This window comes from Bacillus sp. sid0103 (assembly GCF_019219025.1).
Map to the genome: position 1 here is coordinate 204,688 of NZ_JAHUWN010000003.1, position 21,849 is coordinate 226,536.

A 21,849-nucleotide genomic window follows, 5' to 3' on the forward strand; every position below is an offset into this window, starting at 1 on the left:
TATGTTTGGTTCTGAAAAGACTAAACTTCATCTTTTCAGAAAACTAAGTTAATCAAGTAAATCCGGCTGTTCTTTTATAATCCGATTCCATAATGGCTGGAATTGAAACCAGCCAGCCTCTGAAGTTCCCACTGTTTCGTACGTTACACTCGCATTAACATCCTCAATAAGAACAGGTTTCCCTACTGACTCCGCAAGCAACTGAGCCTGGCATGAACGTTCCATTGTGATAAACCACCAAGCCGCTTCATCAACTGATTTCCCGACAGTTAGCAAGCCGTGATTTCGTAATATACACGCTTTACGGTCCCCCAGGGCTTTCCCAATCCGCTTTCCTTCCTCAATATCCAAAACCACGCCAGTGTAGTCATCAAATAATGAATGATCTTTATAAAAGGCACAAGCATCTTGGGTAAGAGGATCGAGCAGACGGCCAAGGGAAGACCATGATTTACCATAAACAGAATGGGCATGTGCAGCGGCAATAACATCTGGGCGTGCTGCATGAATCTGAGAATGGATGGCAAAGGCAGCACGATTTACAGGATAGTTGCCTTCAACAACGTCCCCCTCATGGTTACAGAGAATTAAGTCAGAGGCCTTAATTTGGCTAAAATGCATCCCGAACGGGTAACCCAGAAGTGATCTTTAAACTCCGGATCTCTTGCGGTAATGTAACCTGCCACTCCTTCATCAAAGCCAAATTTTGAAAATAACCGAAACGAGGCAGCTAATCTCTGTTTTAAATGTTCTCGTTCCTCATCCATAGTCGAAAAAACTGGCGGATGATAGCTCAATACCATTTTATTAGTCATGGATTCACTCCTTTTTGTAGTCGTGCTATTTAATGAAAAATAACAATAAACCCAGCACCAAGAAGAGCAGTTCTCCTGATGCCGGGTCATAAATTCACTCATGCTTAGTATTGGTGATACAATACTTCACCTTTTAACACTTCATTCCCTTGTTGATTTACAGCCTGGACCGTAAAGCGCAGGTTTTTATCCTGCTTTTCTTTCAATTTTGCCTTCAGCGTGATCACATCGTTCAAAAATACCATCCCTTTGAAGCGGATTGAATAATCCATCATAAATCCTTCTTCATAATGGGCAGTAAAAAGCTTAGCAAGATTACCCATCGTCCACATCCCATGGGCAATAATACCAGGTAATCCGGCCTTTGTTGCCTCGTCATCAATGGTATGAATGGGGTTAAAATCTCCAGATGCACCTGAATATTTAATGAGATCCATCCTTGAGACTGGCTCCAATTGAATTTCTTTTACAGATTCTCCGACTTGTAACTGTGCAAGTATACTCACTTAACCAACACCTTCCTCACAGCTTCTGATATGACAACCGTTGAGGTTGAACTAAATATCAAAGCGCCTGAAGCATCTTCTCCAAAGCTTTCAAGAACCAAGAACCCCATCTCCCCAAAGTTCCCTTTTTTCTCAAAATAGTTCTTCACTTTGGAAAAGCAGTAAATCTCTTCACCAACCCTTAAGGGCCGTTCGTAATGAAACGTTTGTTCACCATGGATTAAACCTTTATTGGGCAGGTTTAACCCATCGATATCACCATACTCAAATGTCCTCGGAAAGGTTGGTGGTGCAATGTTGGCATGATATCTTGAATTTTTCCCAGTCTCTTCATCGAAGTATATCGGATGGAGGTCCCCAATTGCTTCCGCGAACTTCTTGACGGCTCCTCTTTCAACCACATTTTTAACTTTGTTCGATTGTTTACCTATCTGGTTTTTAAACAATTTATCTTCACCTCATCTATTTAGCATTTTGGTCCGCCAGCAACATAGATAACTTGACCATTCACGAACGATGATTTTTCATCAGCAAAGAAGGCAACGGCATTGGCAATATCTGCCGGCTTTCCACTTCTTCCGACCGGAATTGTAGCTACACTTGCTTGAATAAGCTGCTCAAATGGAATCCCGATTCTAGCTGCCGTTTCCTTTGTCATTTCTGTTTCAATAAATCCTGGTGCAACGGAGTTTGCAGTGATTCCATATCTACCTAACTCAATTGCTAGTGTTTTTGTAAAGCCCTGCAATCCAGCCTTTGCGGCAGCATAATTGGCCTGCCCGCGATTTCCTAGCGCTGAGGTCGATGAAATATTGATAATTCGCCCATATTTATTTTCGACCATATATTTTTGGGCAGCGCGGGCTGCATTAAATGATCCTTTTAAATGTACATCCATTACAGTTTGCCAGTCTGTATCTGTCATTTTAAAAAGCAGGTTATCACGGATGACTCCGGCATTATTAACCAAGATATCGATAGAGCCGTATGTTTCATAGACCTCTTTCATTGCATTTTCAACCTGCTCGACATCGACGACGTTTGCAACTTTGGCATAAACTTCATAACCTTTTTCTTTTAATTCACTGGTCGTTTCACTTAACGCCTCTTCATTTAAATCGATTAAAGCAACCTTTGCACCTTCTTCTGCAAAAAACTCAACAATCCCTTTTCCGATGCCGCGGCTTCCTCCCGTTACAAACGCTACTTTCCCTGAAAATCTATCTGCCATTTCTATTCCTCCTCTAGTTTCATACACTTGTAGAATGCGCTTACATTAAATACGATTAAACATATTGCCCAATCTTGACATGCCCTTTAATAAGATTACGTGCGATAATCATGCGTTGGATCTCATCTGTGCCATCGTAAATTCTCCAAAGCCTAGCTTCACGATACCAGCGCTCAATCGGTAATTCTCTTGTATACCCCATGCCGCCGTGAATTTGAAGGACACGGTCGACGACATTGTTGCCCATATTTGCACCATATAATTTTGCCATCGATGCCAAGTGACGGTTATCTTCGCCGTTATCAAGTGTAAACGCTGCGTTCAACACGAGCCATTTTGCGGCTTCGATTTCAACCGCTGAATCAGCGATTTGCCATTGTATTGCTTGTCTTTCGGCAATTGGTTTCCCAAATGTGACCCTTTCTTTTGCATAATCAATCGCCATTTGCAGCAGGCGTTCGGCCGAACCGACGGCTCTTGCCCCAACGACCCAGCGGGCAAAACCGATCCACTCCAGTCCAAGATTATAGCCTTTGTGTAATTCACCTAGGATATTTTCTTCTGGAACACGAACATTATCGAATACCAAGCCAGCTGGTCCCCATTCTCCCATTGTATGTATATACTCAGATTTCCAGCCCATTTCACGGTCAACAATAAAGCATGTAACCCCTTCTCGCCCTTGTGTTGATTGATGTAGGTCTCTATCAGTAATAGCGATTGCCATAACAAAATCTGCTTCGTTTCCACCCGTAATAAACGTTTTTTCGCCATTTAGTAACCAGTCATTGCCGTCTTTTACTGCCGTCATTTTAATATTTCTAGTGTCGGAGCCAGCACCAGGCTCGGTCATTGCAAAACAAGACTTTTTCTCTCCATTAATTGTAGGAATTAAATATTTTTTCTTTTGTTCTTCATTCCCATAATAAAGAATATTATCTGCACTGCCGCCAAATTGAAACGGAACAAAGGTTTTTGAAACTTCCATTAACACAATTGCCATCATCATTTGTCCAAGGTCTGCCCCGCCGTATTCTTCTGGTGTGTTAATTCCCCAAAACCCGGCTTCTTTAGCCTTTAATTGCAGTTCTTTTAACTTACCAGCAGGAAGACTTGGTTTACCTTCTCGTTCATTTCTTAGAACATCGTTTTCAAGTGGAATGAGTTCTTTTTCTACGAATCTTCTAATCGTTTTTTGAACCATTTTTTGTTCATCCGTCAATCGTAAATACATCACATTCACTCCATTCTTATTCTAAAAATCAAGATTAATGCCGATAATTAATCATATGCTTCACCGAACGAATGAATACCTACCGGTTGGTATGTTACCTTTATTTTATTCCGAACTTTCAGATAATACAAGCTAATCTTTATCTAATTAACAAAAAAATCCCTGCCAACAATAATATTCATTAATAATCAATTCATTCACTATGTAACCAGCTAACTAATATAATAAATTCCTTTCAGATGACTATTTTCCTGTTTTTTTACAAATGATAAAGATGATATTCAATAGAATATCTTCGTTTCCAATCCTTTGATGAGGTGATTTGATGAGCTATAAAGATCATTTAGATCCGCACTCTGAGCTTTTTCATTATGGTACAACGAGAGCGAAGCATACCAAAGCACAGATTAATGGGCAAACGCAAATGGCACAAAATCAAATCATTCTAAGGAGTAATGCCAAGGCCCACCGCTGGTAAGGTTTTGGCAAAGAAACGTAAAATGGCAGGATCAAAAAAATCCTGTCTTTAGAAGAAAAGGCCCTTTCTCGGACTAGTTCGGGAAAAGGCTTTTCTTTTTTCTAAACAATGTGCTATTACAATATTGATAATGTTAGTTCGAAAAGATAATATAAAAGCTATTAGACAATAAAAAACTGGAGTGGTGTTTGACGTGTTTGAGGACTTCAAAATTAGAGATGCAAATATGAGTGATTTAACAGCCATCATAGAAATATACAATACAACAATCGCAAGCAGAATGGTAACAGCTGATCTTGAACCAATCAAAGTAGATAACCGAGTGCATTGGTTTCATGAACATTCACCTTCTTTTCGTCCATTATGGGTCGTAGAAGATCAAGGCCTAATCTGCGCATGGGTTAGTTTTCAATCCTTTTACGGCCGCCCTGCCTATAATGCAACTGCTGAAATTAGTATTTATATCCATCCAGACTTCCGAGGGAGAAAACTGGGTAAATATTTAATCCAAAAAGCATTAGAAGCCTGCCCACGTTTAAACATCAAAACCTTGCTGGGTTTTATTTTTGGCCATAATGAACCTAGTGTAAAGCTTTTTACAAGTTTTGGCTTTGAAAAATGGGCGCACCTTCCAAATGTAGCCGAGTTGGATGGCGTTGAGAGAGATTTAGTCATTCTAGGGAAAAGAATCAAATAAACCATGGAAATATACTTTTACCACTATTGTATTATTCCAAATTAATGGATTTTCTAGTACTATAGACTAATGTACTTTATTTAATGAAAAGAACTGGAGATTTCCATGGAGAAAAAAAAGCTCATTCTCTTTTACCTTATTACGAGTATTATTTGGATATATGGTTCCAATTATTTAATTGAACAATACATGCCTTCTTCAATAGTTGGTGTGGTTGAAAGAGCAAAAGAGATCTTTTATATTTTGGTTACTGGAGGATTTATTTATTTCTTTATTAGTAAAAAAGAGGAATTAACAGCATCCCAGGAAGATCAAGAACGTTTATCGACCTTAATAAATTCGATGGTGGATTTTGTGAACTTTAAGGATGGCGAAGGTCGATGGATTGAAGCCAATGAATTTGGATTACAATTGTTTCAACTTGAGAATGTTGATTATCGAGGGAAAAAGGACTCTGAATTAGCCAATTATACTGACTTTTATGGTGATGCCCTTAGATATTGTGAAATTTCTGATGAAGAGACATGGAATAATCGGGCCATTACCCGAATTGAAGAAGTCCTTCCAGTCCCAGATGGGTCATCAAAAATATTTGACACAATCAAAGTGCCACTTTTTAATACGGATGGCAGTCGACAAGGCCTAGTGATCATCGGACGTGATATTACTGAGAAAAAGGAAATGGCTTTAAAACTGGCAGAAAGTCAGCAACAATATAAATCATTATTCGAATACAGTCCAGATATTGTTTATATGATGGATCTGAGTGGAACCATTACCAATTTAAACTCACAATATGATGTCATTACAGGCTACAATCGAGAAGAAATGATTGAAAAAAATATTAAGAATTTATTACCGAAAAAGTATATTAGATATCTACCTAAATTTATTTCTACCGTTGTCGAAGATATGAAACCAGTCATGTATGAGATAAACATTCCACACGCAAACGGAAACCGGATTATATTACAATGTACCTCCCTTCCAATCATTATTAATGGAAATACAACTGGAATTATTGGTTATGGCAGTGATGTGACCAAATTAAGGGAGACAGAAGAGCGCCTCCGAAGGACTGAAAAGTTATCGATCGTGGGTGAATTATCTGCTAGCGTAGCTCATGAAATTAGGAATCCATTGACCTCCTTAAAAGGGTTTGTTCAGCTTTTACAAGTGGAAGATGAAAAGCACCAATACTTTTATCAGATCATGTTAGACGAATTAAACCGTATTAATCATATTGTCGGTGAGCTTTTGTTATTGGCCAAACCGCAGATATTGAAATATACCAAGGCAGACCTGCAAAAATTATTAAAGGATGTCATCTCACTATTAAGCACGGAAGCAAGTTTATATAATGTTCAAATCGATTCCTCCTTTCCGGAAAAGGAAATCGTCATTGAGTGTGAACCTAATCAGCTCAAGCAATTATTTATTAATATTATTAAGAATTCGATTGAAGCATCACAAAAAGGTGGAACCGTTTCAATTGATTTGGAAAAATCAGAAGGAAATAAGGTATTAATCATCATTAAAGACAATGGCTGCGGTATCTCAAAAGAAAGATTAGAGAAAATTGGTGAACCATTCTACTCATCTAAAGAAAAAGGGACGGGATTAGGATTAACGGTCAGTTTCAAGATTGTTCAATCACACCAAGGCACGATCCAATTCGATAGTCAGAAAAATCACGGGACCTCTGTTCGAATTGCCCTCCCTGTAAAGCAAAATCACACAAAGAATAAACGGCGATTAACCAAGGAAATCATATAAAAAATGTTTAAAGCCCGCGCTATGATGCAGGGCTTTTCTTTTTCTTCCGATTCCGAAAGAATGCAATCATTAATAAAGTAACTGGGATGATAATTTGAAATGGCCAATGTAAATAAAGAGGGACAACAACTAACCCTTCTTTTATATGTTCCGAATAATTTGTGGCAATCGTAACTGATGCAAATAGGACAATCAGTCCTAATGGAAACCCAATCTTGCGTTGATTAGGTATTTGAAAGATATCAGCAGCACCGGCCACAGCAGCATAAAAGTATATCGCAATCTTAAAAAAACCTCCAATTACTAGATAGAGCATAAATAATACATCTAATCGTTCAATAAAATCGGCGATTTGAATTCTCCCCACTGTGGTTAAAAGAGGGAAAGTGGACCGTTGAAAGAGCGCTACACCTAAAACAGAAATATTTACTACCACTGTTATGGTAATATTTATTCCACTTAAGATCATCCCACTTAAACAGACGATTTTTGCCTTCTTTTTATCTCGTAAGAATGGAAGCAGCATAGTAAAAACCACCATTTCTCCAAAGGGAAAGTTAATGGTTTGTGTTAGAAATGTTTTTATGACTGGTTTCAACCCATTTTCTAAAATCGGCTTTAAGTTTCCTAAATGAATCAAACCAGAAAAGACAATTAATAACATACCTAATATCGCTGTCATGTAGACAACCCCAAAGAAAATTTCTCCAACCCGGGCTAATACCTCAAACCCCTTATGGATTGCATAGATAATAGTAACGATCATCAGAGTATTAATCACAAATAAGGGAGTACTATTATAAATAGTTGTCGATAATAACTCTCCAAAATCTCGTAATACCCTTGATGCACAATATAAAAAATAGACAATGTAAAATACCCCAATAACCCGTCCAAGCCATTTCCCAGTGATTTCTTGAACATAACTTGTTAAGGGAAGGTCAGGGTAGTACATAAATAATCGGTAATAAACAAAAAAGACCATTATTCCGCCAGCTAAACCCAACAATATGGCCATCCAAGCATCCTGTTTGGCATCTGAAGCAATTCCAACCAGAATGGCACTGCCCATTTCAAACAAAACAACCAGCACGAACAATTGGGTTGTGCTTATTTTTGCTTTTTCCATGTACTTATGTTCCCCCCCTTAAAAAGGGTTTTTTATTAAAATCTAAGAAAGGTCTGCACCTTTAAACGGGACTTGTTTTTTTCTTTCTATTACGAAAAAAAGCAATGATTAGTAAAATGGAGGGGGTGATAATTTGAAAAGGCCAAGACAAATATACTGGCACAATATCTATCCCCTCCTTTAAAAATTCTGCCATGTTGGATGCAATCGTTATTGAACCAAATAAAATAATAATTCCAATTGGAAATCCAAGCTTACGTTGGTTTTTAAATTGAAAGATATCAGCAGCACCTGCGACTGCAGCATAATAATAAATGGCAATTTTAAAGAAACCAGCAATGACTAAATAGAGCATAAATAATACATCTAAACGTTCAATAAAATCGGCAATTTGGATTCTCCCAATTGTGGATAATAAGGGGAATGTAGAACGATAAAAGAGGTCGACCCCTAAAACTGCAATATTAATTATCGTAGTAATGGTAATATTTATTCCAGCTAATATCATCCCACCCACACAGACGAATTTAGCCTTTTTTTTATCATTTAAAAATGGAAGCAGCATCGTAAAGACAACCATTTCTCCAAAGGGAAAGGTAATGGTTTCTCTTAGAAATGTTTTTAAGACCGGTTTCAACCCATTTTCTAAAATGGGCATTAGGTTCCCTAAATGAATCAAACCAGAAAAGACAATTAACAGCATCCCTAATATCGCCGTAAAGTAGACAATTCCAAAGAATATCTCTCCAACTCGGGCTAATACTTCAAACCCCTTATGGAGGCCATAGATAATCGTAATGATCATCAAAGAATTGATGACAAAAAGCGGCGTACTATTATAAATAGTTGTCGTTAATAACTCTCCAAAATCTCGCAATACCCTTGATGCAATATAAATAAAATAAGTAATATATAAAACCCCAATAAATCTTCCAAGCCATTTACCTACTATTTTTTGAAGATAACTAGTTAATGGCAGGTCAGGATAGTACATATATAATCGGTAATAAATAAAAAAGACACTTATACCGCCAGCTAATCCCAACAATATAGCAATCCAGGCGTCCTGTTTCACTTTTGCTCCGAGTCCAAGTAGAATAGCACTCCCCATCTCAAACAAAACAATCAGGACAAACAATTGGGTTGCACTTATTTTTGCGTTTTCCATGTACTTCCCCCATTTAAAGGGTTATTTATTCATATCTGACCAAAACGGATTCGTCCTAACCCCTTCGCGTCGAACGTAAGAATCTACCTTAACATTCACCTCTATGTCTGCAAAATAATTGTTCCAATCTCCCTTTAGTTTCCTCCAAACGTTAGGATTGGCTTTATGAACAACATCACCAAATCCGAAAATATCGCACTTTAGTCTCTGTGCTTCCTTTACTGTAGACTGTATCTCCTTTTTAATTGCTTTCTCCGTTAACTTTTCAATTTTCCCAATCGTTTTTGGGTCCATCAAGTCAATGGCTGTATTTGCTTCACTAACCCAGCCTTCATTTTCAATTTTTACATTTATTATCGGTCTTCCTTGTTTGAAGGCAGGTGAAACCTTGGTTTTTGAGCGAATAGGGACAACACTGAGGGCATTCTTCTTCCCCTTCCATTTAAGAGTAATATCTGTACTCTTTGCTTTATCCAAGATCCAAATTACCCCGCGAGACTTTCTACTTTCAATCCAATCTATCAATGCACCGTCTTTAAATACTGCTAATCCATCCGCTGAGAGTAAAGCATCAGTCGTCGTTTTTTGTAAATTCTCTGCCTGGTTGGCCTTTTCTTTTTCACCAATTAGGCGATAGCCATTTAAAATAGGCTCTTTTCCGTTTCCGACAATTCCATCAATAATATCATCGATACTTACACTCATATTTTCTCCTTTCATTGCCTCAGTAAATTTGATCTCTTTTGTAATTTTGGTAACAGGCAGTTTATCAAGAATGGTCAAAGTAGTCACTATTTCCTCAGCAGAAGAATCTCTAGCTACCACTATCTCTGTTGTCGTTCTAAATTCTGGATCTCTGGCAAAGGCATCCAACAGATTAAGCATTAAAGTTCTATCTCTCGCTATTTCTTCACTTACAACGACTAAATTGGTATGTGCGTAATATAAACGGCGCGAGACTTTTTTCGTTGCATTTCTGGCTGCCTCCGTAATCGTTCTGCCTTTGCTTTTATAAACGGCGATTGGCAGCCCCTGACCTCCTCCTCCACCTTGTCCTGCTGAAACGTTCCCAGGATTAACTAGTTGAAAGGAGACATGGTATAAATTATCGTCCTCACCACGATCAATTCCGAGTGCCATCACAAAGGCCAAATCCGTGAGCTCCTTCTGATTCCAGCAGGCACTTAAGATAGGCATAGTCAACATTAATACCAACATAACCATCAACCCTTTTTTCATCACTCTTCACCATTATTGGATTGATTTTCCGATTGTGTGGGCGGACCTGGCTTTTGATGTTCCCCGGACCTCTTCATATTTCCTTTACTAATAAACATGGGTCTATTTTTTATAGCCCAGACGGGAAAGCGAACAAATGCATCTTGTTGATTATGAAGGTTAAATGGTGCTAGCGGCATCATGTACGGAATACCAAACGAGCGAAGCGAACATAGATGAATCGTCATGAACATAAGCCCTAACATGATTCCATAAAAACCAAGCATTGTAGCTAATCCCATCAAGACAAAGCGAACTAATCTTGCAGCAATCGCCATAGCAAAAACGGGAGTTGAAAAATTCGCAATTGCTGTGATAGAAACAACAATAACCATTACAGGAGAGACGAACCCTGCTTGTACTGCTGCCTGACCTATTACGAGAGCCCCTACAATCGACACAGCTTGACCAACTGCCCTTGGAAGTCTAAGTCCCGCCTCCCTCAAAATTTCAAACGTAACCTCCATGATTAGTGCCTCTACAAAGGCTGGAAAGGGAACATTTTCACGTTGTGCCGCAATTGCGATAGCCATCGTTGTCGGGATCATCTCTTGATGGAAGGTAGTCGCAGCAATATAAACAGAAGGTCCAATTACGGCTATCAGGAAGGCTAAAATCCTTAAAATTCTTATTCCGGTTGAAATATCAAATCGTGAATAGTAATCATCAGGTGCTTGGAAAAATTGAATAAAAATAGCTGGAACCGTTATAACAAATGGAGTCCCATCGATAATCATAGCGATTCTCCCCTCCAGTAAATGGGATGTTACGACATCCGGTCTTTCTGAATGGTAGGTGGTTGGAAATGTTGTCCAAGTTTGGTCTTCAATTAACTGCTCGACATATCCTGAACCAAGGATGGAATCGATATCAATTCGTTTAAGCCTTTCTCTGACTTCTTCAACAATTTTCTCATTAGCAATGCCTTTTATATACAAAATGGCAACATCAGATTGTGAAACAGCTCCAATTTTCATGGATTCAATCCATAAATTGGGGCTCTTTATTCTACGGCGAATTAACGCTGTATTTGTACGGAGTGTTTCTGTAAACGAATCTTTTGGGCCGCGAATCGATAATTGGGTTGTAGGTTCCGAAATGGCTCGCCTTTCCCATCCTTTTGTCTCGCCACCAATTGCTTTGTTGCACCCTTGTAAAAAGATAAGTGTATCGCCAACCATCAATGTATCATAAACTTGATTCCAATTTTCAACTGTCTTGACACTTCCAAGTGCCATGGTTTTATCCAGCATGAATTGAAATATATCTATTGGTCCTTCGGGTACTTCTGTTTCCATAGCTGTTTCTAAAATATAATCGGCGATTGTTATTGAACTAGCCAATCCGTCAACATAAACTAACGCCCCTTTATGGGCACCAATCTTAAAATCGCGAATGACAATATCGGTACTATTCCCAAGTTCCTCTTTTATTCGTGAGATATTCTCTTGATAATCTCTTAGGATAGGCAAGTCCTCTGGTTTAAGCGGATCTTGTTTCTGCCTATAATTATCGTCCTGTCTCTTTTTTTGTTTATTTTTGAGCATTTTAGACAAAATCGACACAATATCCGCCTCACTTACAAATATTTAAAAACTTTTCTCCCAATACTGGATATATTGCCCACCAAATACCACTTTATCCCATTGAAAGCGGTTTTTATCCAATTCGGCATAACCTTTTTTAGGCGGAATAAGGAACCGGCTTGAAAAGAATAATAAAAAGAATATGATTCCTAAAGGTGTGATGAGTGTGAAGATATTTTTTGTTACGAGCTTTCTTGCGGTTTTCTCTGCAATACTTATTATTTCCTTGGATCTTATCATGGGGGTAAGAGTTTCTGGGATTATATGGAAGGCAATAAACCCTTTTAGGGTTATGGAACCGGCTGAATATGTTATTATTTTTCTATTTATGGCGTTTTTCGTCATCGATACCTTTGGTTCTTATTTAAATAAGAAAAATAAAAAGCAGAATCCAACTAATTAGTGTTTTTACTGGAGGATAACCACTTTACTGGCGGATAGCACTATTTTACTGGCGGATAACTCCAGTTTATTGGCGGATAGCACCAGTTTACTGACGGAAAACTCCACTTTACTGGCGACATCCCCATTTCACCCGTGATCCTGCCCGAACCCCTGGTATTTATCTAAAAACATGATCGGTTAACATTCATCTATACGAAAATAGCTTTAATAAAAAAGTAAGAGCCTTCCTTATAATGGAAGACTCTTGTCTGAATTAGATTTCGATATATTTTTTTCTCTTTTCTTGAACAACCTCATGAATAAAGCACCTACAAATGATAGTCTACTCCACCATCTCCTCTTCCCTTTTATATTTGGCCCATATACATAACGATTCCAAAAATAATAGAAAAATTCCTCTACAATTAGCAATAGGACGAAACATAGTGCGGAAATAGTTATCCAAAACCACATATTAAGGACTCCTTTTCAAACAGATAATGAATCATATTCGAAAAACCTCTTGAAAGTTCTTTCATAATCAAACGCTTTCCAACTGGAACTATCTGTATATTTTTATTTTACCAAAAAATCACTTAATTGTGGACTTTTAGGTAAATGATGTAGTATTTTTATTTTGAGTCACGAAACTTTTTAGGGGGGAATTTAATTTTATGGAATATCGTCGCTTAGGAAGCACTGGTTTAAAGGTTAGTGAAATTAGTTTAGGAAGCTGGCTTACATACGGAGGCTACGTCGAGGAACAAAATGCTGCAGCTTCGATTGATAAAGCATATGAATTAGGTATCAACTTTTTTGATACTGCAAATGTTTATATGCGTGGAGAAGCAGAAATTGTAGTGGGTAAAGCACTGAAGAAATATATACGGGATTCTTATGTATTGGCTACAAAAGTTTTTTGGCCAATGGGTGATGGTCCAAATGATCGAGGATTATCTCGTAAACATGTAATCGAGCAGTGCCATGCTAGTCTTAAACGACTTAACACTGATTATGTGGACATTTATTATTGCCATCGTTTTGACCCACAAACACCACTCGATGAAACTCTACGTGCTCTAGATGATCTTGTACGTCAAGGGAAAGTCTTATATGTCGGTGTGAGTGAGTGGACAGCTGAACAAATTTCCGAAGCCGTTCATCTTGCAGATAAAAAGCTGCTTGATCGGATAGTAGTCAATCAGCCGCAATACAGCATGCTGCAACGTTACATTGAAAAAGAAGTACTGCCTGTAAGTGAAAAACATGGAATTGGCCAGGTTGTCTGGTCACCACTCGCCCAGGGGGTGCTAACTGGTAAATATAAAAAAGGACAACAAGCACCAGCTGGCAGCAGGGCTTCACAGGAAAAATACAGCAATCTTTTTGGATTGTTAACGGATGAGAACCTCGATAAAGTGGAGCTTTTAAAAGAAGTTGCTCAAGACAATGAGCTTTCTCTAGCAAATCTTGCCCTTGCCTGGATTTTGCGGCAGAAGAATGTGGCCAGTGCACTGGTTGGTGCCAGCCGTCCCGAACAATTGGAAGAAAATGTGAAAGCATCAGGTGTAAGGCTAAACGATGAAACCCTTGCAAGGATTGAAGACATTTTAAGATAAAAAAAAGGCCTCTGGTTTTCGTCTCCAGAGGCATTTTTTAATACGATTACATTGTTTTTTCTAAGGTCGGTGCTTTTGTGTTAATAAAAAACTTGTTTCCTGCCAAGAAGAAAATGACACTGCCCAAGGTTGTGATGGCAAGAATCCAAAACATAATTTGTCCTTGAAACTGACTTAGAAGATAACCACCGATAACAGGACCTAAAAAGTTTCCAATCTTGCGGAATTGTGCTGCACCGAAATAGGTGCCACGCAAATGTTCAGGGGCAAGTTGATCAATCATCATGCTGTTGGAAGGAAATATTAAAATTTCACCTATTGTTAACAACACGATTGCCACAATAGCCGTTACCCAGCCATTAACAAAACTGAATGAAACTAATCCTGCCGCCATAAATACGGCTCCGATAACCATAACCTGCATTAACCGGAACTTTTCAGCGATATGGCTTATCGGCATTTGCAGGAAAACAACCATCACAGCATTAATCGTGATCAAGGTAGAAAAAATGACAATGCCATTGTCTACTGTTCCTTCAAGTATTTGCGGTAGGTTGGAGTCAATTTGAACATAGCCCATGTTGACTAAAATAATCCCAATGATTAGATATCTTAATGCTTTATCTGTTCTAATAATCGTAAATGCATCGCCAAAGGAGACAACTTTTTTGCTTTGTACAGTCTGTGGTAAGACAAATTTCTTCATTAAGATTACCAGCACGATGGCATACATCAAATAAGTAGTACCCGTTATAGCAAACGACAATTTTGCTGATGTACTGGCTAAATAGGCGCCAACAAGGGGACCAACGGATGCACCTATATTCATCGCCGTATATCGTAACGAATATACCTTCATTCGCTTTTCCTTATCGGTTAAGTCAGCCATTAAGGCTTGTGAGGTCGGTTCAAAAAATGAGTTACTCAATCCATTTAATGCGTTTAACAAAATAAACCAAACCTGGCCTGTAGCTACAGTAAATCCATAATAAACAAGTGCTACCATAAATAAAGATATGATCATAACAGGTTTCCGCCCAAAACGATCTGATAAATGACCGCCAATAAAACCGCCAACGGTTGCCATTAACGGACTCATCCCAACGGTTAAACCGATGATGATGGGCGACAGATCCATATGCCGAGATAAGTAGATAGATAGAAACGGAAGCGTCATATAAGCTGAGCCTCTTGATAAAACAGTACCGACTAATAAAACCCACACAATTGGATGAAATTGTCCGATATAATTTTTTACTTTTTCCATATAGGTTCAGCCTCTCATAAATTTTTCGGTCAATTTCTAGTAAAACAATTTGCGTGGATATTGTAAAGAATTTTCTTACTGTTTTAACAGAAAAAGCCAGTTCCATTTAAGAACTGACTTCAGTAAATTTAGTTAGGGTCTTTGTAGGTTAACGCTCGTTCACTATCCCCATAGCCCTTTGTGGTTGGATCCTGTACTATGCCTAACATCGATAACAAAACAAAGACTCCATTCACAAAGGTTAATACGCCATTCTGAATGGCATCAGAAAGTTGAAAATCAATGATTCCATAGGAATTTAAACACGCTAATACCATTTGAGCAACGATCATTATTTGAGATATAAATGCGATAACCCAATTCCGATTTCTTAATCGAACTTTCCAGTTGATCATCTTCCCCTGCCCCTTCCTATATGTTAAACACTCTTTCTATTAACATATGCTTGGGCGAGGAAATGGTTGTCCGCGATTATCATGGGTTATTATCTTTTACCACATTAGACCTCTCTTCGCATGGCTTTTAATACATCAACCTTAGTTGCACGCTGCGCTGGGCGTAAGCCTGAAATAATCGTCACAGCGTAACAAATCACGATACAAATAATTGGTAAAACCAGCGGGATATCACTAAAGATTAGGTCTAATTCCGTTTCTTGGCCAAATGCCTGTTTGATAATCAATGGGATCGCAAAATTAACGGTATAGCTAATTCCATATGATACGATCGTGCCAATGAGTGCACCAATTAACCCAATATAACTGCTTTCAAGCAAAAAGATCCGCTTAATTGTTTTCGGGTTCGCTCCAATGGCTTTCATGATTCCAATATCAGGTGCCCGCTCGGTTACCGCCATCGTCATTGTATTGTAAATACCAATAGAAGCAATCAGGATTGCGATTGTCCCAATAAAGATAAGACCTGCCTTCGCAATCATAAACACCATATTTACCTCTTTTAATTCATTTACAACTGAATATGTAGCATAATTCTTATCTTTTAACTGATCAGATATACTTTGGACTGCTTCCATGTTTTTGGAATAAATTTTTACTTCATCATATGCATTTTTATGAACCTCTAGGTCGTCAGATACTTTTTTAGTATTTGCATCCAACATGTACCCTTTTGGTGTCCCCGTAAACTTCTCAATTTCTGTTAACATCTCATCCGAAATAAAGACACTGCTATCTTGGGCCCATTCTTTTGTTGGCTTTTTAGAGATTCCCACTACTTTCAAGGGAATCGTTTTTTCGATTTGTTTCCCCTCTTTAAACTGGCGAATCGTTAATACAATTTCTTTTCCAAGTAAATCACCCTTGTAGAGATACGCTTCTTTAATCTGCCCTTTTTCATCATACAGATCATCGCCAGCATCCTTGTCAGCCAGATTTAATAGGAAATTATAGCCCACGGCCACTTCATTTTTCTCCTTTGGCAGACGTCCCTCCGATAATTCGAAACCAGCTTTTATTTCGGCAGGAAAATTAGCCACAAAGGTTTGTGTTCCAACTTGATAATTTTCAATCGAATAGGTACTTTCTTGCTGCAACATTTTCCTTCTAGTCACTGCTTTCACATCTTTTATCTTTTCAAATATACGAACATCTTTATCATTTAAAGGACGATACACACCTTGATCTTTTGTTTCTTTGCCATGCACATCGATTTGGGTAATGACCCTCCGTTCGGTTATTTCTTTTACCACCGATTTCTGCAGCCCAAACCCTACTGAGGCAAGCACAATTAAAAAGGCACATCCCATTGCCGTTGCTAGAATCGTCATGAAGACTCTCGTTCTATTTTTCTTCATATTTTGACGGACAAAGCGGAATTGATCTCTTAGCTTCATATCGTCACCCCCTCGACAATGCGTCCATCTTTTAATTCAATTTTGTGATGGCCAATTTCGGCGACCTTGTCATCATGGGTGATAATTAAAAATGTGATGCCCATATCCTTATTTAATTCCTTAATAAATGAGAGTAGCTCTTCCTCTGTTTCACTATCAAGGCTCCCTGTCGGCTCATCGGCAAGAATAATCGGAGGATTCACAATTAAGGCCCGGGCGATACTTACCCGCTGCTGCTGTCCGCCTGATAGTTCTCCAGGATAATGATCCTGGTAATCTAGTAATCCCACTTTTTTAAGCATAGCTTCAGTTTTTATTTTTCTATCCTTTTCGTTCACACCTTTTAATATCAATGGCAATTCTACATTTTGAAATGCCGTCATGCTTGGAATCAATTGAAAGCTTTGAAAAATAAAGCCTAGATGATTGATCCGGAAGTCAGCAAATTTCGATTCATTCAAATCTGATACTTTTTCCCCGCTTATCCAAATTTCCCCCTCTTTTGGATGAATGAAACCACTGATTAAATTAAGGAGAGTCGATTTTCCTGACCCGCTTCTGCCCACTATGGTCACAATTTCACCTTTCTCGACGCTAAAAGAAATATCTCTTAGTACTGGAATAATTGTTTGTCGCCCTTTTTTTCCAATCACAAAGTCATGGCTTAAGTTTTTTATTGTTATCATCATATCCTCCTGTTTCCCAATCACTTCACCATAATAGACGAAGCAAACTCATCTGACCCCTACAAAGGAATAAATATTTTTTCACAACTTGTTAGACGCTTATTACGTTTTTTTGGTTACATATGGGAATATTAGTTTCTATATGGGCTTTTACTAGTCTTTTTAATTGATAAAATTTATAATAAAAGAATTGAAAATTACTTTTTGAAAGTAAGGAGATCACATGGAGAAATTACATCCTTATTGGGAAAAGATTGTTCGTTTCTGGAAAAAGAAACATTTAACTCAAATATTATTATTACTCATCCTAGTGGTTGTTTTAGCCACCATCCTTTATTTTGGCTGGATTGCGATGAGAGCAAATGTAGAATCACTAAAACAAGGCCTAAGCCAGCCGACAGTTATATATGATAAAAAAGGGAAACTAGCTAGTAATGTTGCCACTAATCGGACGAAAGGAGTACAAATCAAGGATTTGCCTAAGTATGTCCCTAATGCCGTCGTAGCGATTGAGGATGAACGATTCTATGAGCATGGCGGCTTTGATATAAAGGGGATTGCACGTGCTTTTTTCAGCAACTTGTTTGCAGGCAGGGTAACGGGCGGCGGCAGTACATTAACCCAACAGTTAACGAAGAATGCCCTCTTATCTCCAGAACGAACCTATAAGCGAAAAGCGGAGGAATTATTTTTAGCGGTAAAAATTGAGAAGGTTTACTCCAAAAACGAGATTTTACAGATGTACCTTAATCAGGTTTATTTCGGGAGCGGTGCCTGGGGAATCAGCAACGCTTCCAAAAAATACTTTGATAAAAATATTAAAGACGTTACGATCAGTGAGGCAGCCATGCTTGCCGGTTTACTGCATTCACCCAATTATCTTGACCCTTATAAAAACTATGATTTAGCAATGAAAAGACGAAATACCGTTTTAAGTAAAATGAAAGAACTTGGTATGATCTCTAACTCAGAGTATAAACAAGCTAAAAAAGAAAAGATCCGCCTGCATGATGGCGGCGGAAGCAATGTTGAACGAAAATACCCTTATTATGTGGATGCGGTCCTAAATGAAGCGATCTATAAATATGGGTTGACACAAGAGGAAATCCTTACGAGAGGTTATCGAATTTACACTGCAATGGATCAAAATCTTCAGACTGCTCTTGAAAAGGTGTATAGTGAAGACTATTTGTTCCCGCGCAGTAGAGGCGGAAAGCTTGTCCAAAGTGGCTCTGTTCTAATGGATCCTGCTACAGGAGGGGTTAGTGCTTTAGTTGGCGGCCGCGGCGAGCATGTATTCCGAGGCTTTAACCGGGCAACCCAATTACGGGCACAGCCAGGGTCATCCATCAAACCATTGGCCGTTTATACACCTGCCCTTGAGGAAGGCTACAAATACTCATCCGAGCTTGTTGATAAACCAATCACCTTCGGAAATTATAAACCAGAAAATTTTTCAAAAACATATGAAGGCAAGGTTGAAATGTACAAGGCACTTGAGAAGTCGCTGAATATCCCAGCTGTATGGCTGCTAAATGAAATTGGCTTAAATAAGGGGATCGAGTCATTGAAGAGGTTTGGGATCCCTGTCGAAAAAGAAGATAAAAACCTGGCCATTGCACTAGGCGGGATGAGTAAAGGGGTCTCCCCTCTTCAAATGGCTAACGCCTTTTCTGCTTTCCCAAATGGCGGGAACCGAGAAGATAGCCACTTGATCACTAAAATAGTCGGACCCACTGGAAATGTGATCGCAGAGCATGAAGCAAAAACGACAAAAGTAACTTCCGCAGAGGTAACAGATGAGATGACATCGATGCTCTTAAATGTAGTCGAATCAGGAACTGCTAGGCGCACCCGCATCCCTGGTGTGCAGATTGCTGGAAAAACGGGATCGACTCAATTACCTTATCGTGATATTAGTGGAACCAAGGACCAATGGATGGTTGGATATACGCCAAATCTTGTCGGCGCTATCTGGTTAGGGTTCGACCAAACAGACCGGGAACATTACTTGCCAAGTCCAAGTTCGGCCAATGTGGTGCCGATATTTAAAGAGATAATGAAGGAGTCCATTCCACATCTGCCAAAGGAACAGTTTGAAGTGACTTCGATTAATGATCAACTCAAAGGTGATGTTCCTTTGAAGATAAGCATCAATAACCAAGCGAAGAAAATTAGCAAGGAATTAAATGAAAATGCACAAAAAATCGGAAAAACGATAAAGGAAAATGCTCCAGGTTGGAAAGAAAGTTTCGATAGGGCTTTATATAAGCTTGGTCAGGGAGTTAATTCAATTATAGAAAGAATTCGGCAGTAAAAAATAGCACCAATGCGGTGCTATTTTTTTATCTGCAAGGAGTGGAACAAACTTCCTGTCATTTTTCGTAATGTTTCTTCTTGGTCTGGATGGATAACGGCGATGAAACAAGTGGAGGGGCCAGCTGATTTTAACATATCCACGTTTGTGACGATCATTTCTTGGGTTAGGTCTTCATTTGAGAACAGTTGATTAAGCTCATATAAGATTCCTTTAGAACCAACCGGCCATAGAATGACATCCTGAACCTTGCTGACCTCTTGAAAAATAGATAGAGGGGCAACCTGATCCTGTAGTTCGATCACTTCGTTTCCAACGAGCGGCAATCCAATAACGGCAAAGCTCCACTGATTAGAGTAAGTAATATCAGTCGTTTTAGCAGTTGGCTTTTTGCCGAGAACAACTAATCCAACTGCAGATTGAACGAGTGAAAAGTTACTCTCACTACTCCCGGTTATCCTTACATCCGATAGCCTTAGTTCGAACAGCCCCTTTTCGATTCCCCTAACCAGTTCATCCCATGGTTCATTTCCGCAAAAGTTATGGAGGACGACTGAAATTGGCACCCCACCTGCAGCCATACATTCCATGACGGCGACTCTAAATGCATAATAAGCGACCGTTTCGTAGGAAACTTGAACAAGATCCTGTTCCTTCATCCCAATGGCTCCGCTATTATCACAAGCAATAATGAGGGATTCTCCACCGTTAAAAGGGATTGTAACGATATCCCTCATTGTTTTACATCCCGATTAGGTAATCCCTGCTTGACCAGGGATGATAACCGAGGAATAGTGACCACTGCGACTACAGTATTGATGATAGAACCAATGAGCAGTGAAGGGACAATCCCCAAATAAAAGCCTGTATTCATTAGAAAAATAAAGGGTAACGGTGCAACAAATGAGTTACCAATAATGAAAAACACACTAGCTAAAATCTTCTTGGTTTTATAAAGACGGCCAAACCCCCATACAAGTAGGGCCATTTCAACAGCAATTAAAAAGTGCAGAGGGCCGAGTGGGAATCCACCTATTAATGCTGATAAGAGATGACCAAATGCTCCCACTAACGCACCTGGCCCCGCACCAAACAGGACCGCTGCCAATAGAGCTGGGAATGCATCTAAAGCGACGCTGCCAATAATAGCCGGAATCTTAATCATCGCCCCGACAACAGACAATGCGGTTAACATCGCCAGCCCGCTAATCAATTTACCCTTCATTCTACTTGTCATCCTTACGCTTCACATCCCTGAACACCTTGGCACTGCGGACATATTCTACATCACGGACTTTTAAGCGGAAGTTGATCACGCGTGCCAGCGCAAAGAAATAATCGGAGAGACGGTTTAGGTACATTAATGCTAGTTCAGATGTTTTGGTGTCGGATTTTACCAACTTAACAACCAATCTTTCGGCCCTTCGAGTCACGGTCCTGGCGATATGAATCGATGCTGATGGCTTAGTACCTCCCGGTAAAATAAATCGCTCCAGTTCTGGTGCTTCTGCAATATATTCATCTATTTTCTTTTCTAGGTAATCAATGGCTTCTTGTTGAAGTTTTACTTCTCGCTTTTCAGTCACATTTGCAAGGTCGCCGCCACAATCAAACAGCTCATGTTGGATTTTTTCAAGATCACCAAGCACGTCCTTAAATAAAAGAGGGTCGAGTTCTTGAATAGCCTGACCGACAAAACAATTGACTTCATCTACTGTTCCGTATGCTTCGACTCGGGTATCATCTTTGTCTACCCTTCCTCCGATAATACTTGTTTTTCCTTTGTCACCTGTTCTTGTATAAATTCTCATCGATTTCATTCCCCT

The 21,849-nt window shown here is 39.0% G+C and carries 21 protein-coding genes and 1 pseudogene; 6 read left to right on the plus strand and 16 right to left on the minus strand.

The genetic code is table 11. The annotated features are described in order from the left end of the window. Window positions 1–48: 48 nt before the first annotated feature. From KW850_RS05030 to KW850_RS05050, 5 genes and pseudogenes are all read right to left on the minus strand, one after another. A pseudogene (locus tag KW850_RS05030) lies at window positions 49–917 on the minus strand (class II aldolase/adducin family protein). A gap of 2 nt (window positions 918–919) precedes the next feature. Next, window positions 920–1,321: a MaoC/PaaZ C-terminal domain-containing protein gene (locus KW850_RS05035; protein WP_218346468.1), complete on the minus strand. Its 402-nt coding sequence runs from the start codon at window positions 1,319–1,321 to the stop codon at window positions 920–922. Next, window positions 1,318–1,767, minus strand: a complete 450-nt coding sequence (locus tag KW850_RS05040) for a MaoC family dehydratase N-terminal domain-containing protein (protein WP_218346469.1) — start codon at window positions 1,765–1,767, stop codon at window positions 1,318–1,320. Before KW850_RS05040 ends, KW850_RS05035 begins: the two co-directional genes overlap by 4 nt. A gap of 20 nt (window positions 1,768–1,787) precedes the next feature. Further along, window positions 1,788–2,552 (minus strand): 3-oxoacyl-ACP reductase FabG, encoded by a 765-nt coding sequence (gene fabG / locus KW850_RS05045; RefSeq protein ID WP_218346470.1) that lies wholly within the window; start codon window positions 2,550–2,552, stop codon window positions 1,788–1,790. 55 nt (window positions 2,553–2,607) lie between these two features. Beyond that, window positions 2,608–3,786, minus strand: a complete 1,179-nt coding sequence (locus tag KW850_RS05050; protein ID WP_218346471.1) for an acyl-CoA dehydrogenase family protein — start codon at window positions 3,784–3,786, stop codon at window positions 2,608–2,610. Between the two features lie 325 nt (window positions 3,787–4,111). Between KW850_RS05050 and KW850_RS05055 the strand changes: the two genes are divergently transcribed. The 3 genes from KW850_RS05055 (at window position 4,112) to KW850_RS05065 (ending at window position 6,737) form a co-directional block, all read left to right on the plus strand. Beyond that, window positions 4,112–4,264 (plus strand): YpzG family protein, encoded by a 153-nt coding sequence (locus KW850_RS05055; RefSeq protein WP_218346472.1) that lies wholly within the window; start codon window positions 4,112–4,114, stop codon window positions 4,262–4,264. A gap of 193 nt (window positions 4,265–4,457) precedes the next feature. Then, the gene (locus tag KW850_RS05060) at window positions 4,458–4,961 is read left to right on the plus strand and encodes a GNAT family N-acetyltransferase (RefSeq protein ID WP_218346473.1); all 504 of its coding nucleotides are present in this window, start codon (window positions 4,458–4,460) and stop codon (window positions 4,959–4,961) included. A 105-nt stretch (window positions 4,962–5,066) separates the two neighbouring features. Then, window positions 5,067–6,737, plus strand: a complete 1,671-nt coding sequence (locus KW850_RS05065; RefSeq protein ID WP_218346474.1) for a PAS domain S-box protein — start codon at window positions 5,067–5,069, stop codon at window positions 6,735–6,737. Between the two features lie 19 nt (window positions 6,738–6,756). Here KW850_RS05065 and KW850_RS05070 read toward each other — a convergent pair whose 3' ends face one another. The 4 genes from KW850_RS05070 to KW850_RS05085 form a co-directional block, all read right to left on the minus strand. Further along, window positions 6,757–7,866, minus strand: coding sequence for a GerAB/ArcD/ProY family transporter (locus tag KW850_RS05070; protein WP_218346475.1), 1,110 nt, complete (start codon window positions 7,864–7,866; stop codon window positions 6,757–6,759). A gap of 61 nt (window positions 7,867–7,927) precedes the next feature. Beyond that, on the minus strand, window positions 7,928–9,034 hold the full coding sequence (locus KW850_RS05075) for a GerAB/ArcD/ProY family transporter (protein WP_218346476.1): 1,107 nt from the start codon (window positions 9,032–9,034) through the stop codon (window positions 7,928–7,930). A gap of 21 nt (window positions 9,035–9,055) precedes the next feature. Continuing rightward, window positions 9,056–10,273, minus strand: coding sequence for a Ger(x)C family spore germination protein (locus KW850_RS05080; protein WP_218346477.1), 1,218 nt, complete (start codon window positions 10,271–10,273; stop codon window positions 9,056–9,058). Continuing rightward, a complete protein-coding gene (locus KW850_RS05085; RefSeq protein WP_218346612.1) occupies window positions 10,273–11,859 on the minus strand; it encodes a spore germination protein in 1,587 nt (528 codons plus the stop codon). Before KW850_RS05085 ends, KW850_RS05080 begins: the two co-directional genes overlap by 1 nt. 205 nt (window positions 11,860–12,064) lie before the next feature. Here KW850_RS05085 and KW850_RS05090 point away from each other — a divergent pair, with 205 nt between their 5' ends. Then, window positions 12,065–12,301 carry a YczF family membrane protein gene (locus KW850_RS05090; protein WP_218346478.1) on the plus strand — a complete coding sequence of 79 codons (237 nt, stop codon included), beginning with the start codon at window positions 12,065–12,067 and terminating at the stop codon, window positions 12,299–12,301. Between the two features lie 655 nt (window positions 12,302–12,956). Continuing rightward, a complete protein-coding gene (locus tag KW850_RS05095) occupies window positions 12,957–13,901 on the plus strand; it encodes an aldo/keto reductase family protein (protein WP_218346479.1) in 945 nt (314 codons plus the stop codon). 46 nt (window positions 13,902–13,947) lie between these two features. Here the strand turns inward: KW850_RS05095 and KW850_RS05100 are convergent, their stop codons facing one another. The 4 genes from KW850_RS05100 to KW850_RS05115 form a co-directional block, all read right to left on the minus strand. Then, window positions 13,948–15,168, minus strand: coding sequence for an MDR family MFS transporter (locus KW850_RS05100; RefSeq protein WP_218346480.1), 1,221 nt, complete (start codon window positions 15,166–15,168; stop codon window positions 13,948–13,950). Between the two features lie 128 nt (window positions 15,169–15,296). Then, window positions 15,297–15,563, minus strand: a complete 267-nt coding sequence (locus KW850_RS05105; RefSeq protein ID WP_218346481.1) for a phage holin — start codon at window positions 15,561–15,563, stop codon at window positions 15,297–15,299. 104 nt (window positions 15,564–15,667) lie between these two features. After that, window positions 15,668–17,020, minus strand: coding sequence for an ABC transporter permease (locus KW850_RS05110; protein ID WP_218346482.1), 1,353 nt, complete (start codon window positions 17,018–17,020; stop codon window positions 15,668–15,670). After that, window positions 17,017–17,706, minus strand: a complete 690-nt coding sequence (locus tag KW850_RS05115) for an ABC transporter ATP-binding protein (RefSeq protein ID WP_218346483.1) — start codon at window positions 17,704–17,706, stop codon at window positions 17,017–17,019. The genes KW850_RS05110 and KW850_RS05115 overlap by 4 nt, the downstream gene beginning before the upstream one ends. Before the next feature lie 223 nt (window positions 17,707–17,929). On the opposite strand from KW850_RS05115, the gene KW850_RS05120 reads away from it, so the two are divergent. Next, window positions 17,930–20,023: a transglycosylase domain-containing protein gene (locus KW850_RS05120; protein ID WP_218346484.1), complete on the plus strand. Its 2,094-nt coding sequence runs from the start codon at window positions 17,930–17,932 to the stop codon at window positions 20,021–20,023. A gap of 20 nt (window positions 20,024–20,043) precedes the next feature. On the opposite strand, the gene KW850_RS05125 is transcribed toward KW850_RS05120, so the two are convergent. From KW850_RS05125 to KW850_RS05135, 3 genes are read right to left on the minus strand one after another with little or no spacing between them, the layout of a single operon-like run. After that, on the minus strand, window positions 20,044–20,760 hold the full coding sequence (locus tag KW850_RS05125; RefSeq protein WP_218346485.1) for an ATP-binding protein: 717 nt from the start codon (window positions 20,758–20,760) through the stop codon (window positions 20,044–20,046). Continuing rightward, the gene (locus tag KW850_RS05130) at window positions 20,757–21,248 is read right to left on the minus strand and encodes an ECF transporter S component (RefSeq protein WP_218346486.1); all 492 of its coding nucleotides are present in this window, start codon (window positions 21,246–21,248) and stop codon (window positions 20,757–20,759) included. The genes KW850_RS05125 and KW850_RS05130 overlap by 4 nt, the downstream gene beginning before the upstream one ends. Before the next feature lies 1 nt (window position 21,249). After that, window positions 21,250–21,834, minus strand: coding sequence for a cob(I)yrinic acid a,c-diamide adenosyltransferase (locus KW850_RS05135; RefSeq protein WP_218346487.1), 585 nt, complete (start codon window positions 21,832–21,834; stop codon window positions 21,250–21,252). Window positions 21,835–21,849 lie beyond the last annotated feature (15 nt).